This window comes from Streptomyces sp. NPDC057428, from assembly GCF_042803195.1.
Classification (GTDB): domain Bacteria; phylum Actinomycetota; class Actinomycetes; order Streptomycetales; family Streptomycetaceae; genus Streptomyces.
This window is the reverse complement of the sequence record NZ_JBHVCT010000002.1, coordinates 134,110-148,542: the sequence shown is the minus strand read 5'-3', so window position 1 is coordinate 148,542 and position 14,433 is coordinate 134,110. Positions and strand designations below refer to the sequence as shown.

The 14,433-nt window shown below is 70.6% G+C and carries 10 protein-coding genes; 8 read left to right on the top strand and 2 right to left on the bottom strand.

Annotated features, from left to right (window positions below; all coding sequences use genetic code 11):
* The first annotated feature begins 215 nt into the window (after positions 1-215).
* Complete coding sequence (locus ACFU5K_RS01590) at positions 216-1,769, top strand: hypothetical protein (protein ID WP_384055189.1); 1,554 nt, start codon at positions 216-218, stop codon at positions 1,767-1,769.
* Positions 1,766-4,114 carry a glycosyltransferase gene (locus tag ACFU5K_RS01585; protein WP_384055192.1) on the top strand — a complete coding sequence of 783 codons (2,349 nt, stop codon included), beginning with the start codon at positions 1,766-1,768 and terminating at the stop codon, positions 4,112-4,114. Before ACFU5K_RS01590 ends, ACFU5K_RS01585 begins: the two co-directional genes overlap by 4 nt.
* Positions 4,115-4,258: 144 nt before the next feature.
* Here ACFU5K_RS01585 and ACFU5K_RS01580 read toward each other — a convergent pair whose 3' ends face one another.
* Positions 4,259-5,632 (bottom strand): polysialyltransferase family glycosyltransferase, encoded by a 1,374-nt coding sequence (locus ACFU5K_RS01580; RefSeq protein ID WP_384055195.1) that lies wholly within the window; start codon positions 5,630-5,632, stop codon positions 4,259-4,261.
* A complete protein-coding gene (locus tag ACFU5K_RS01575) occupies positions 5,629-6,612 on the bottom strand; it encodes a glycosyltransferase family 2 protein (RefSeq protein WP_384055198.1) in 984 nt (327 codons plus the stop codon). The genes ACFU5K_RS01580 and ACFU5K_RS01575 overlap by 4 nt, the downstream gene beginning before the upstream one ends.
* 219 nt (positions 6,613-6,831) lie before the next feature.
* On the opposite strand from ACFU5K_RS01575, the gene ACFU5K_RS01570 reads away from it, so the two are divergent.
* The 6 genes from ACFU5K_RS01570 to ACFU5K_RS01545 all read left to right on the top strand — a co-directional run bounded on the left by ACFU5K_RS01570 (position 6,832) and on the right by ACFU5K_RS01545 (position 14,377).
* A complete protein-coding gene (locus ACFU5K_RS01570) occupies positions 6,832-8,217 on the top strand; it encodes a DUF6716 putative glycosyltransferase (RefSeq protein WP_384055201.1) in 1,386 nt (461 codons plus the stop codon).
* Between the two features lie 20 nt (positions 8,218-8,237).
* Positions 8,238-9,476 (top strand): cytidylyltransferase domain-containing protein, encoded by a 1,239-nt coding sequence (locus ACFU5K_RS01565; protein WP_384055204.1) that lies wholly within the window; start codon positions 8,238-8,240, stop codon positions 9,474-9,476.
* A 12-nt stretch (positions 9,477-9,488) separates the two neighbouring features.
* The gene (locus ACFU5K_RS01560) at positions 9,489-10,424 is read left to right on the top strand and encodes an N-acetylneuraminate synthase family protein (protein WP_384055207.1); all 936 of its coding nucleotides are present in this window, start codon (positions 9,489-9,491) and stop codon (positions 10,422-10,424) included.
* Positions 10,425-10,435: 11 nt separating this feature from the next.
* The gene (locus ACFU5K_RS01555; RefSeq protein ID WP_384055210.1) at positions 10,436-11,479 is read left to right on the top strand and encodes a hypothetical protein; all 1,044 of its coding nucleotides are present in this window, start codon (positions 10,436-10,438) and stop codon (positions 11,477-11,479) included.
* 471 nt (positions 11,480-11,950) lie between these two features.
* Positions 11,951-13,192, top strand: a complete 1,242-nt coding sequence (locus tag ACFU5K_RS01550) for an amidohydrolase (protein WP_384055212.1) — start codon at positions 11,951-11,953, stop codon at positions 13,190-13,192.
* Positions 13,193-13,330: 138 nt separating this feature from the next.
* Positions 13,331-14,377: a BMP family protein gene (locus ACFU5K_RS01545; RefSeq protein ID WP_384055215.1), complete on the top strand. Its 1,047-nt coding sequence runs from the start codon at positions 13,331-13,333 to the stop codon at positions 14,375-14,377.
* Positions 14,378-14,433 lie beyond the last annotated feature (56 nt).

Sequence of the window (14,433 nt, the reverse complement as noted above, 5' to 3'; positions counted from 1 at the left end):
CCTTCCCTTCCCACAGTGGCGAAGGGTCAGGTTAGGGCGCTCCGAGGTCCCGAAACGGACGAGAGGGGAGCAGTTTCCTGTGCTGACAGGGCGATTTCATCTTGCGGTCGTTCAGGTTTCTTAGCGTGCTACGGAACCTCAAACGGTTACCGAACGACTGCACCCCTCCGTATGCCCCCCTTCCCCCCCCACGGGCATCAGACGCTTGGAGCGCCATGACGAAAGCCCGCACCCGTTGGCCACGGCAGCGTGACGCGGAGGACTCGCTCCCGCCCGAAGGCGGTACGTCCCACCTCGCTACCGTCCGGCCGACGGAACTGGAGACCTGCCTGCGCGCCTGCGCCGCGCACAGCGGGAAGCTGGTCGCCGGGCTCGACCGGCGACGTACGGCGCTCGCGGAGGCCCTGCGGAATCTGCTGGCCACCCACGCCACCATGGAGCAGACGTCCTCCGCGGCCTCCCCGATCCCGCTGCTGCGGCGTACCGCCAAGGGCGGTTCGGGCTCCGCCCTGGTGCTCGGCGACGCGCTGCTCGACCCGCTGCTCGCGGTCGGCAACAAGGCGCTGGACTGCGGTTACGAGGACGAGCTGAAGCTCGCGATCCTCATCACGGACACCGTGCTCACCCAGCGCAACCGCTCCCGGGCGGGCTGGCGGCTGCGGGCCCGGACGCTGGAGGCGAGGGGCGCGGAGGCCGCCGCAGTCGAGGCGTACGAGCGCTACCTCGACCTCACCGACGAGGACGGCTTCGGGGTCGCGGCGAAGACGGCCGGGCTGCGGGTGGGCGCCGAGCGCCGGAGCGAGCTGCTGCGGAAGCTGGAGCGCGACTGCCCCGAGGCCGCGGCCTTCGCAGGCCGGTCCGTCACCGAGTCCTGGGCCGAGGGGCTGGCGCTGCACAGGCGGGGAGACTGGAACGCGGCACGACCCCGGCTGATCGGCGCACTTCTGACCCAGGACCGGGCCGGCGCGCCTGTGCCGGAGATCCAGGAGGCCCTGGCCCAGTACCTCGGCCTCGCGCTGGAGGTCAGTGGCGCGGCGGGCAGCGGGGGCAGGCCCCGTGGCCACGCGGGCACCGGCGATCTCGCCCTTCTCACGGACCTCATCGCGCTCTACGCCGAGCAGCGCCGGACCCGGATGCGCGGCCCGATCGCCGACCCCACCTTCGGCGGCGTCGAGTGGACCACTCTCGGCGAGTTCCGTAACCACATCGCGGGCAAGTCGATTTGCCTGATTGCCAACTCGCAGCGTGTCGGCACCGGTTCGATGGGCGCCGAGATCGACGAGTACGACCTGGTCGTCCGCTTCAACTCGTACAAGATCAACCCGTCCGCGACCGGCGAGCGCACCGACATCCACGCCACCATCCACAAGCACGGATTCAACTGGGACCGACAGGTCCACACCCGGCTGGTCTTCGGCGGCACCTCCGGCGACTGGAAGTACTCGCTGCGCAACCGGCTGGTGCCGGGAGCCCAGCAGTACCTCGGCGACGAATCGCTGCGCTGGCCGCTGCGCAACATCGGCAAGGTCGGCGCGGACGTCTGGCCCGCCATCCCCACCAGCGGCTACAACATGCTGTGGCTGCTGGACCACCTGGACGTCAGCACGCAGCTCGACCTGATCGGCTTCGACTTCTACGAGAGCGGCGCCTACCGGCTGCCCGCGGCGATGAAGATGCCCATCACCTCCGTGCACGAGTACACCAGCGAAAAGGCGTGGGTCATGGAACGCGCCCAGAGCGTCACCGATATGAGGATCCGACTGCGATGACGACGACGCCCACTACGAGCGACGCGCTCGTACCCCAGGCCCCCGCCCCCGTGAACGCACTCACCGGCAAGCGCCGCGTCGCCTTCGCGAGCTTCGTGGACGAGAACTATCTGCCCGGCTTCCTCGCCCTGCTGCGCAGCCTCGCCCTGTCCAACCCGGCGGTCTGCGAGGACTTCATCGTCCTGCACGACGGGCTGCGACCCGCCTCCGTCGCACAGATCCGGGCGCTGCACCCGCGCGTCGACTTCCGCCGGGTCGACGCCGCGCACTACGACACGTACGCCAAGGGTGACCAGGACAACTACCTGGTGCGCAAGGCGTACTTCATCCTCGACGTTTTCCGGGTGCGCGACTACGACACCGTGATCACCCTGGACACCGACATGGTGGTCCTGGGCGATCTGGGTGACCTGCTGACCCTGCGCGACGGTCTTGCCGCCGTTCCTCAGTTCTTCTACGGGCAGCACAAGCTCAACAGCGGGCTGCTGGTCATCCAGCGCGAGTATCTGAGCGACGAGTTCTGCGCGAAGATCGATGAGGTCGGCCGCAAGGGCACGTACGAACTCGACAAGCACGACCAGGGCATCCTGAACGCCGTGCTCGACGGTGACTTCGTGCAGCTCGACGCCCGCTACAACTTCGTCAAGCGGCGGCTCTCCGGCGACCTCCCGGTGCCCGACACCACCGCGATCCTGCACTTCACCGGTCGGCACAAGCCCTGGCAGGGCGGCGAGGCCGGCTACGGCCAGGCCGAGGACCGCTGGCGCGAATTCCAGCTGTCCGACGCCGAGTTCCACGCCGCGTACCTGGCGCTGCCCGGTGCGAAGCACCACGACCTGCTGGTGCACTACGGCACCGCGCACGTCCGGTGCACCGCCGACCCCGACACTGCCCGCCGGGTCGCCGCCGCCCACATCGGCGCAGGTGAGTACCAGGAGGCGGCCGACCTGCTGGGCGGGGTCCGGATCCCCGTCGACGAGGCCTGGCCGCACGAGGTGCTCGGTCACGCGCTGATGAGCGTCTCGCGCTACGAGGAGGCCCGCGCCCAGCTCCTGCTGGCCAGCGCCGCCCCCAACCGGGCCGCGACCGCCTTCTCCCGGCTCGCCCAGATCGCCTGGATCCACGGCGACGACGCCACCGCCGAGCAGTACGCCCTCGAAGGGCTCGGCGTCGACCCGACCCACCGGGCGAGCCGGCTGATGTACAAGCGCACCAAGGACGTCGAGGCCCCCGCCGAGGGACCGGCCGCCGAGCAGCTGGCGCACGTCGCCTTCTACATGGACCGACAGGGCAACGCCGGGGACAAGCTGCTCCCGGAGAGTGTCCGGCTGGCCTTCGGCCGCGACACCGGCCCGGCCCGCTGGCACTCCGTCCACGCCCACCGGCTCTTCGACGAGGCCGCACTGGAACGGGTCAACGCCCGCCGTGGACTGGTCATCGGCGGCGGTGGCCTCTTCATCCCGGACACCGCGCCGAACGGCAACAGCGGCTGGCAGTGGAACGTCGCCGACGAACTGCTGGAGCGGATCGACGTACCCGTCATGGTGTACGCGGTCGGGTTCAACGCCTTCGACGGGCAGGCGTACGGCCACGGCCGGGACAGGTTCCTCTCCTCGCTGCGGAAACTGGTGGAGCGCGCCTCCTTCTTCGGGCTGCGCAACCACGGCTCGATCGAGAAGGTCCGCGAGCTGCTGCCGGCGTCGCTGCACGACAAGGTCCGCTTCCAGCCCTGCCCGACCACGGTGACCCGGCAGCTGGTGGACGGCTGGACCGACCCCGTGCAGCGCGAGAACACCGTGCTGGTCAACGCCGCGTACGACCGCTCCGGGCTCCGCTTCGGTCACGACTACGCGCACTTCCTCGCCGAGATGGCCACCGCGGTGAAGGAGCTCGGCAAGCGCGCCGATGTGCGGTGCGTGGCCCACTCGCTGGACGACGAGCGCATCGCGTTCGACCTGCGTCGCGAGCACGGCATCTCGCTGCCGGTGATCCCGATGTACGACTTCGAGAACGACGAGATCCGGTCCACGTACGCCCGGACCAAGCTGGTCATCGGTATGCGCGGGCACGCGGGCATGATCCCGTTCGGCTGCGGTACGCCGATCATCAGCCTGATCTCGCACCCGAAGATGGCGTACTTCCTGTCCGACATCGAGCGGCCCGAGTGGGGCATCTCCGTCCATGACCGGCACCTCGGGGCACGGCTCGTGGAGCGGGCGGCCGGGCTGCTGGACGACCATGCGGCGACGGTGGCCGATGTGCACGGGCGGCAGCAGGAACTCTGGAAGGTCACCGAGGCGAACGCGGCGGACCTCCGGGTGATCCAGGGAGGCGCGCGAGTCTGACGACACGGCGAAGGGGGCGGGATGCCGACCGGGCATCCCGCCCCCTTCGTCTCTCCGCCGATCGCCGGGCGGGCTCGAAGTCCGCCGGCGCTCGACGGCAGTGGCCCCGGCCGACCGGCCGGGCCCCGGTGGCCGTGCGGCCGACTACCGTCGCGCCGCTCTCCGCAACGACCTCGCCCGCCGCGCGACCCTGCGCACCGCGGCGTTCCGCGGCAGGAACGCGAACTGCGAGGGCACACCGCCGGGCAGCCCCAGCGACGTCAGCCGCCTGCGCTTGAAGTAGCGCCAGGTCGTGGCTGTGAGATGGGCGGAGAGATACCGCTCCGCGGCCGGGCGCAGCTGCGGATAGATCTTCGGCTGCATCGTGAAGCCGACCGCGGCGATCAGTTCGTTCAACTCGGCCGGCGCCACCGCAACCGGTCGCGTGGCCGTTCCAAGGTCGCCGAGGTCCGGCACCACCGCGTCCACCAGCGTGACCGGGACCCGGTTGCTGTTCTCGAACGGGGACAGTCGCTCCAGCAACGTCTCCGTACCGACCCGTGCCACCGGCAGTCCGTAGAACGCGGACGCCGTGAGCAGCGCGGTCGAGAAGCAGCCGACGACCAGCGCCGGCCGCATCCGCTGGTACAGCACCTCGGCGAGTACCGGCGCGGTCAGCAGCCCCGAGTCCAGCACGGTCAGCTCGGCGCCGAGTTTCGCAGCCTCCGACTCCATGGCCTGTGACCACCGGGCCGGGGCCGTCGGATGCGGCTTGAACACCAGGCGGGTGTGGCCGAGTCCGACCGCGCCGCGCATCATCCGCAGGTGCAGTTCCTCCTCCTCCGCCACGCTGATCAGGCCGAGCGCGGAGAGGTACTGGCCCAGCAGCAGCGCGGGCGCTTCCACGGACGGCAGGCTCGCCGCGACAGGGTGGGCGTCGCCCAGTTCGCCGAGTACCTTGAGGAACGCCTCGGTCGGCACGATCTGCGACGTCACGCCGAACTCGGTGAGCAGCAAAGGCTTGAGCCCCGGCACGAGGTCGAGGTGGAGCAACCGCCGCACCCGGGTGCCGATCAGCGGGTCGATCTTGTTCCTGGTCGGTCCGTAGCTCATCAGGCCGTCCGCGTACACATCGATCGGTGCGCCGGTGAAGATCTCGGCGATCGCCATCGCCGGGTTGACCTGGATCGACTCGACGGCGATCTCGATGTCGTCCTCGCCGAGTCCCCAGGCGAGCCGCAGATGCCGTTCCCACAGCGGTACGTCGTCGGGGCGCGGGGCCCAGCCGCTCGGATGGTGGGGGGCGATGGTCGTGTTCCAGGACACGATGTCGTCGAACCTGCCGCGCAGCGCGTCGAACCCGGACATCGCGTCGACGGCGGGCGTCGTCTCCGGGATCGCCGCGTTGTTGGAGACGAGCAGGATGCGGCGGTCGGCGTCCGCGAAGACGCCCGCGTCCATGGCGGCGGCGAGCGTGGCCGTGCCGTAGAGGGTGGAGGCGAAGAAGATCTGTGTCGTACGGGTCCGGCTGCTGCTCATGCGGCCGCCACCTCCTTCGCGGCGGCGGGCCGGCGGCGCAGCCGGCGCAGCAGGGTCGCGCGCTGCAGGTCCATCGAGTCGAGGGCGTCGTCCAGCACGTCCTGCGGCATCCGCCTGAGGGCTCCGGCGCTCATCGATTTCAGGGCACGGGCCACAGAGGGTTCGAACCTCTCCATCGAACTCATGTGATGCGAAATGATCGCGCAGTAGGTACGGACCGCCTTCGGCAGGAGTGCCTGCGCGTCACGGTCGGTCGCTGTTTCCCGTACGACTTGGTCGAATGAGCGAATGAAATCGAGCTGGCGTACGTCGCCGATCTGGGTCAGTGACGAGGCGACGCCACGCCGGTAGAAAATGCCGAGAAGCCCCAGCACCGCGAAGGAATCCGCCTCGCGGTGCAGCCGCCAGATCCACGGCCGGTCCTCGGCGGTGCGCAGACCGTCCGTGAAGTGCAGCAGCCCGCGGTCCAGGAGCCGGCGGTGGTAGAGACCCGCCCAGGCGTACGGATAGTCGACCGAGGTGGTGCGGCCGGCGGGCAGGATCGTGTCCCGCGGGTCCATGACCTCGCCCCTGCGGCCGTGCGGGACGCGTTGTACCGTGCGTGTCCTGCCGTCGGCCTGGACATGGTCGGTACGGACGAAGTCGCAGCCCAGCGCCTCGGTACGGGCGAGCAGGTCGGCGTAGTAGCCGGGGGCGAGCCAGTCGTCGCCGTCCAGGAAGGTGATGAACTCACCGCTCGCGGCGTCCAGACCGGTGTTGCGCGCGGTCGCGAGTCCGCCGTTCTGTTCGTGCCTGATGACGACCGCCCCAGGGATTTCGCCCCGCGCGCGATTCAGGATTCCGGCCGTCCCGTCGGTCGAACAGTCGTCGACGAGGATGAATTCGAAATCCTTGCGGGCGTTCGCACGCAGGCTTCTGAGGGTGTCGGGCGCGTATGTCTGCACGTTGTAGAACGGCACGATGACGGAGAGCTTAACCACGTCGATCAGGCTAGGTGCGGGCTTGTCATGCGGCTTGTCCCCGGAAAGGACGGGACATGAACGGACCGTGTCGGATCTGTAAACCTGCCCGGCTCCGACTGCCGTACAGCGAGCGGAACCCCCTGCGAAGAGCCGGATATCCAAGCGTCGGTGGGCTGTTAACCATCTGTTGCGTCTGCGTTGGGCTCCACATCGAAATGCCTTTCTAGCTTCTAGGACGTGCCTCCACGTTCCAGGAATTCGGCTGATCAGGCCGACAGAGCAACAGCCGCGATCCCGGCTCTGCGGGTCGCCGTACTCGCGGACTCCGACACCCGGTGGAAGTGGGGTGCGCTCACCGCGCGCCGCCTGACCGGGGCCCCGGAGTCCGGTGCGGCGGTACGCCCCGTGGAGATCAGCGGGCTGCTGCTGCGTGGCCGGGCCACCCCGACGCCCCGTCAGCTCGCCGAGGTGGGCGAGGTCGGGGTCGACGCGGCGCGGGTGCGTGAGGTGACGGCCGTCGAGTTCCTGCACACCGTCCGGGACGAGGCGTACGACGTCGTGGTCCTGGCCCTCGTCGGCGGCGCCGTGCAGGCGATGCTGCACGGTCTGGCCGCACTGGACCTGCCCCGCAGGCCGGTCGTCGTCACGGGCTACGTCGGTGTCGTCTACGAGAAGCTCGCCGACGGGCTCCTGCTGCGTCACGGAGCCGACGTCGTGCTCGCCAACTCCCGCCACGACGCGGCGCGCTTCCGTGCCGTCTACGAGGGGGTCGGCGCCGACGCGTCGTCCGTCACCGAGGCGGCCCTGCCGTTCCTCGGCGGTGAGCCGCACCGGACGCGGGAGGGCCGCCGCACCGTCGTGTTCGCCGCCCAGCCCTCCGTGCCCGCGTCCCGCGCCGAGCGCACCTACCTGCTGCGCCGGCTCGTCGAGCACGCACGGCTGCACCCCGGCCGCGACGTACTGCTGAAGCTGCGTTCCAAGCCGGGCGAACACACCACGCACATCGAGGAGCTGCCCTACCAGCGCCTCGCGGAGCGGATCCCCGGCGGGCTGCCGCCCAACTTCAGCCTCGTGTACGGACACATGGGCGAGGTCCTGGACCGCACCGACCTGCTGGTCACCGTGTCCTCGACGGCCGCCCTGGAATCCCTGCACCGGCGTATCCCGACGGCGATCCTCTCCGACCTGGGTGTGCGCGAGGCACTCGGCAACCACCACTTCATCGGCTCCGGACTGATCACGTCCTGGGACCACCTCGACGGCGGCCTCGGCCCTGAGCCCGACGAGGAGTGGCTCGCGGGCCAGGGTGTCGCAGCCGACGGCACGTACGCGACGGCCTACGACACCGCCCGCGCCCGGGTCGGTGAACTGCTCGCGGCCGGCCCGCTCCCCCGCCTCACGCCCTACTACACGCCCGCCACCGCCCCCGGTTACCTCCCCGGCATCCTCGCCCGCCACCACCTCGGTCCGGACGGCCACCCGCTGCCCGGTGCCGTCGCTCCGAAGGAGACCGGACGGGTCCGGGGCGCCGTGCGCGAAACCGTACGCAACGCGGCCCGAGGTGCCTACCGCCACGGCGTCCAGCGGGTCGCCCCCGTGATCCGGCGGATGGGCGAGCTGTGACCACCGACTCAGGAGCCTCCATGACCCCGCCCCCCACCGTGCTCGCCGTGATCCCCGCCCGCGGCGGATCCAAGGGCGTGCCGGCCAAGAACCTCGCCCAGGTGGGCGGCGTGCCGCTCGTCGCCCGGGCCGTCCGCGCCTGCCTCGCCTCTCCCGAGGTCACGGACGTCGTCGTCACCACCGACGACCCGGCCATCGCCGAAGCCGCCCGGTCCGCCGCCGAGGCGCTGGGTGAGGCTCCCCGGCTCCACTGCGTGCAGCGTCCCGCTGCCATCTCGGGGGACACCGCGACCAGCGAGGCGGCGGTCCTGCACGCCCTGGACGCGTACGAGGCGATGGGCCACGGCCGGACGGCCGACGTGGTGCTCCTGGTCCAGTGCACGAGCCCCTTCGTCACCCGTGCGGACATCGACGGCGTCGCAACGGCGGTCGCCCGCGACGGCGCGGACACCGCCCTCACGGTCGCCCCCTTCCACGGTTTCGTGTGGCGTGACGGCAGCGCGGTCGAGGACGGCACCTACGGTGTGAACCACGACAAGGCCGTACGCCCCCGGCGCCAGGACCGCCCCCAGGACCACCTGGAGACCGGCGCCGCGTACGCCATGGACGCCGCCGGCTTCCGTACCCACCGGCACCGCTTCTTCGGCCACACCGTGCTCGTACCGACCGACCCGGCGCGGGTCCTGGAGATCGACGACCCGCACGACCTGGCCCGCGCCCGCGTCCTCGCGCCGCTCCTGGACCCCTCGCCGCTGCCCACCCGGACGGATGTCGACGCCGTCGTCCTCGACTTCGACGGCACGCAGACCGACGACCGTGTCCTCGTCGACTCCGACGGCCGCGAGACCGTCGCCGTGCACCGCGGCGACGGCCTCGGCATCGCCGCGCTGCGCAGGTCCGGCCTGCCGGTCCTGATCCTGTCCACGGAACAGAACCCGGTCGTCGCCGCCCGTGCCCGCAAGCTCCAGGTCCCCGTCCTGCACGGCATCGACCGCAAGGACCTGGCACTCAAGCAGTGGTGCGAGGAGCAGTCCATCGCTCCCGACCGCGTGCTCTACGTCGGCAACGACGTCAACGACCTGGCCTGCTTCGGACTGGCGGGCTGGCCCGTCGCCGTGGCGAGCGCCCACGACTCGGTGCGCGCCGCCGCGCGCGCCGTGACCACCAACCCCGGTGGTTTCGGGGCCATACGCGAGATCGCGGCCTGGCTCCTCGGCCCCACCCTCATGACCGAATCTCCCAACGCCCCCACCACGTAAGGAATCACCACCATGACGAACGCCTCCCGGCTGCGCACGTTCGGCACCCGTACCGCCGGCCCCGGCCACCCCGTCTACATCACGGGCGAGATCGGCATCAACCACAACGGCGACCTCGACAACGCCCTCGCGCTGATCGACGTGGCCGCCGAAGCCGGCTGTGACGCCGTCAAGTTCCAGAAGCGCACGCCCGAGATCTGCACCCCCCGCGACCAGTGGGACATCGAGCGCGACACCCCCTGGGGCCGGATGACCTACATCGACTACCGCCACCGCGTCGAGTTCGGCGAGGCCGAGTACACCGCCATCGCCGAGCACTGCGCCAAGCGCGGCATCGACTGGTTCGCCTCCCCGTGGGACACAGAGGCCGTCGCCTTCCTGGAGAAGTTCGACGTCCCGGCCCACAAGGTCGCGTCCGCCTCCCTGACGGACGACGAGCTGCTGCGGGCGCTGCGCGCCACCGGCCGCACCGTCATCCTCTCCACCGGCATGTCGACGCCGAAGCAGATCCGTCACGCGGTCGAGGTCCTCGGCAGCGACAACATCCTGCTCTGCCACGCCACGTCGACGTACCCGGCGAAGGCCGAGGAGCTCAACCTGCGGGTCATCAACACCCTGCAGCAGGAGTACCCGAACGTGCCGATCGGTTACAGCGGTCACGAGACCGGCCTCCAGACGACCCTCGCCGCCGTCGCGCTCGGCGCCACCTTCGTCGAGCGCCACATCACCCTGGACCGCGCGATGTGGGGCTCCGACCAGGCCGCCTCCGTCGAGCCGCAGGGCCTCACGCGCCTCGTCCGCGACATCCGCACCATCGAGGCATCCCTCGGTGACGGCGTCAAGAAGGTGTACGAGTCGGAGCTCGGCCCGATGAAGAAGCTCCGCCGGGTCGCGGGCGTCGTCTCCGAGAACGAGAGCGCGCCGGCCGCCGAGCCGGTCGCGGTCTGACGGGCCGACCGGTGAACCTCGCCTTCGTCGAGAGCCCGGTCCAGCTCCTGAACGTCCTGGAGTGGACCCACACCCGGGGAGGATCCGACGCCACCACGGTCGTCGTCCTCCCCCCGGTCGACCCGATGTCGCGCGGACAGCTGCGCAGGATGGCGGAGCTGGCCCGCGACGAGGGCATCACCGTCCGCTGGCAGGAGGCGCGCGGGGAGACCGGCGCGCCTCTCAAGGCCCTGCGGGCGCTGACCGGTCTGATCCGCAAGGCCGACCGCATCGTCATCGGGGACCCGTTCTCCCGGTACGTGCAACTGCTCCTCAGCCTGGTCCGCACCCGCCGGATCACGGTGGTCGACGACGGCACGGCCACCATGGAGTTCGTCGCCCAGCTGGCGCGCGGTGAGCGCCTGGTGCGCTGGCACCGCAGGGGGAGCGGGGGCCCGCGCGAACTGCTGCTCGCCCCGGTCACCTCCGCGGCCCGCCGCAGCTTCACCCCGTCGGCCACCCGCACCGTCGAGGTGTTCACCGCCATGCCGGTCGATGCGCCCGACGGCATCGAGGTCACGGCGAACACCTTCGCCTGGACACGGGAGCGCTTCGGCCCGCCCCGCATCACCAAGGGTGCCGACCTGGTCGGCACCTCCCTGGTCGAGACGGGCGTCGTCGACCCCGTCCCGTACGAGGAGGCGGTGAGCACGCTGGCCCGTACCCATGGCGCCACCCGCTACTTCGCGCACCGCCGCGAGTCCGCCGACAAACTGCATGCCCTGGAGGCCGCCACCGGTCTGGAGATCGTCCGCCCCGACCTCCCGCTGGAGCTCATCGCCCGCCGCGGCCCCATCGGCCACACCGTGCTGAGCTTCCCCTCCACGGTGGTGCACACGCTGCCGCTCGCCCTCGTCGGCACGGGCGTGAAGGTCGCGGTGTGCGACATAGCGCCGGAGTGGCTGCGCGACACGGCCTCCCCCCGCGCGCAGGGTTTCCTGAGCGGGGTCACGGAGACCGCCCGGGACGTGCAGCGGCTGGCGCCCTGGCGGGTCACCGCGGTGGCGGAGGGCTGAGCGAGGACGGAGGCCGTCGGCACCGGGTGGCCGGTCGCGCCAACCGAGCGGCCATCACGACCGCCGTCGCGCGCCCGCCGCCGTCGCGCGCGCCCGCCCGGCAGACTGTTGCGGAGAGACGGCTACTCCCCGCCGCCCCGGAAGTGGAGGCCGGCCCCGTGGCACCCGGGCGCGACGCGCTCAAGGGGGCACCGCGGCGGCCCCCGCTCCACGCCTCCGGGGCGTGTCGGCTCACCCGTTCGGGTGTACGCGGTGGAGCCCTGGCCCGGCACGCCCCGGGAACCACGCCCCGCGCCGAGGGTGAGACGAGACTCCGTCTCGCGCCCCACTCGCACTCCGGTGGAAAAACGGGCGAGTTTACCCATCGTCCTGCTCCATCACACCCCCCGCCGCCTCTTTTGTTCCCCTGAGCGGCTTAACTTTTGGTCATCTCCAGCCAGTTGAGTGCCCAGGGGGCCTACCCTTGACTGGGTGAACCAGTTGAAGACGCGCGAGCCCCAGGCCGATGCCCAGCCGAAAGGGGAAGCCGCCCTGCCCGGCTCCCTGCCCGACGAGCTCCGCGCCGAGCTGATCGCCTTCCGGCGAGACCTCCACATGCACCCCGAGCTCGGCAACCAGGAGTTCCGCACCACGGCGGCCGTCAAGGCGCGGCTGGAGCGCGCCGGGCTCGCACCCAGGGTGCTGGCGTCGGGGACGGGGCTCGTCTGCGACGTGGGCGAGTGGGACGGCGTGACACCGATGCTGGCGCTGCGCGGGGACATCGACGCGCTGCCGATCCCGGACACCAAGGCGGGCGTCTCCTACCGGTCCACCGTGCCCGACCGCGCACACGCCTGCGGGCACGACGTGCACACCACGACCGTCCTCGGCGCCGGACTCGTGCTCACCGCCCTCGACCGCCAGGGGCTTCTGCCCCACCCGGTGCGGCTGCTCTTCCAGCCCGCCGAGGAGGTACTGCCCGGCGGCGCGGCGGACGCCATCGAGGCCGGGGTGCTCGACGGGGTCGGGCGGATCCTCGCCGTGCACTGCGACCCGAAGGTCGACGTGGGGAAGGTCGGGCTGCGGATCGGGCCGATCACCTCCGCCTGCGACCGTCTGGAGGTCACCCTCGACGGTCCCGGCGGGCACACCGCCCGGCCGCACCTGACCACCGACCTGGTCACCGCGGCGGCCAGGGTGGCCACCGACGTGCCGGCGCTGCTCGCCCGGCGGGTCGACGCCAGGTCCGGGCTCGCCCTCACGTGGGGCCGCCTGGAGACGGGTCACGCCCCCAACGTCATCCCGCAGCACGCCGAGCTGTCCGGCACGGTGCGCTGCCTCGATCTGGACACCTGGCGGCAGGCCCCCGACATGGTGCACGCCGCGGTCGACGAGGTGGCCGGAATGCATCGGGCCAAGACGGTGATCAACTACATCCGCGGTGTCCCGCCCGTGGTGAACGACGCGGAGTCCATCGGCCTGCTCGACGCCGCGATGACGATCCGCCGCGGGTCGTATGCGATCGAGGACACCGAACAGAGCTTGGGCGGGGAGGACTTCTCCTGGTACCTGGAGCGGGTCCCCGGGGCCATGGCCAGGCTGGGAGTGCGCACACCGGGGGACACGCGCGGTCTGGACCTGCACCGCGGAAACTTCGATGTGGACGAGGAAGCGATCACGGTCGGGGTGGAGCTTTTCACCGCCGCTGCGTTGCTCGACCGCAACGGCTCGTGACCGTCCAGGACACCTCCTGTTCGCGACGATCCGATAACGGCTTCCGTACAGGTCATTATCTGACATCTACGCGCGTTACGATCGCGGCGAAACCAGCGCCGGAAGAGGCGCTTCGGTCAGGTTTGAAGGAGCCTTCCCTTGCGCCGGATCACCAGGATTGCCACCGTGGGCGTTATGTCCGCGGCACTTGCGCTCAGCGTCAGTGCGTGTGGCGACTCGTCGTCGGACAGCGCGTCCGACTCCAAGGACAAAAAGACGGCACTCGCGTACGACATCGGTGGCCGCGGCGACCAGTCGTTCAACGACGCCGCGTACGCCGGTCTCGTCAAGGCCCAGGAGGACCTCGGCGTCAAGGGCACCGAGGCCGAGCCCTCCGAGGGTGAGTCGGACGCGGACAAGGTCCAGCGCCTCACCTCGCTGGCCCGCGCCGGCAACAACCCGGTGATCGGTGTCGGGTTCGCCTACGCCCCGGCGATCAAGAAGGTAGCGCCGAAGTTCCCGAAGATCACCTTCGGCATCATCGACGACGCCTCGGTCACCGGCGACAACATCGCCAACATCGTCTTCAACGAGGAGCAGGGCTCCTACCTCGCGGGTGTCGCCGCCGCGAAGGTCACGAAGACCAAGAAGGTCGGCTTCATCGGTGGTGTCGAGACCCCGCTGATCAAGAAGTTCGAGGCCGGCTTCATCCAGGGCGTCAAGGACACCGACTCCTCGGTCAACGTGCTCCCGCAGTACCTGACCCAGCCGCCGGACTTCTCGGGCTTCTCCAAGCCCGACCTCGGCAAGGCCGCTGCCCAGGGCCAGATCGACAAGGGCGCCGACGTGGTCTACTCGGCGGCCGGTCTGGCCGGTTCCGGTGCCATCGAGGCCGTCTCCAAGGCCGGCAAGTGGAACATCGGCGTCGACTCCGACCAGTACAGCCAGGAAGGCCTCGCGGTCTACAAGGAGTCGATCCTGACCTCCGTCACCAAGGACGTCGAGGACTCCGTCTTCAACCTGATCAAGTCCGTCAAGGACGGCAAGCCCCAGTCCGGTGAGGTCCGCTACGGCCTCGACAAGGACGGCGTCGGCCTGGCCATGTCCAACCCGGCCTTCACCAAGATGACCGACGTCATAGCGGCCGTGGACAAGGCGAAGAAGGAAATCATCGACGGCAAGATCACCGTCAAGACCACCCCGTAACGACCCCGGTCGTCACACTGGTTTCCCGTGGGCCCGGAGCGCGTACCTTCGCTCCG

Coding starts and splice junctions, on each gene's coding strand:
- ACFU5K_RS01590 (WP_384055189.1), top strand. CDS start 216: ATGACGAAAGCCCGCACCCGTTGGCCACGGCAGCGTGACGCGGAGGAC.
- ACFU5K_RS01585 (WP_384055192.1), top strand. CDS start 1,766: ATGACGACGACGCCCACTACGAGCGACGCGCTCGTACCCCAGGCCCCC.
- ACFU5K_RS01580 (WP_384055195.1), bottom strand. CDS start 5,632: ATGAGCAGCAGCCGGACCCGTACGACACAGATCTTCTTCGCCTCCACC.
- ACFU5K_RS01565 (WP_384055204.1), top strand. CDS start 8,238: ATGACCCCGCCCCCCACCGTGCTCGCCGTGATCCCCGCCCGCGGCGGA.
- ACFU5K_RS01560 (WP_384055207.1), top strand. CDS start 9,489: ATGACGAACGCCTCCCGGCTGCGCACGTTCGGCACCCGTACCGCCGGC.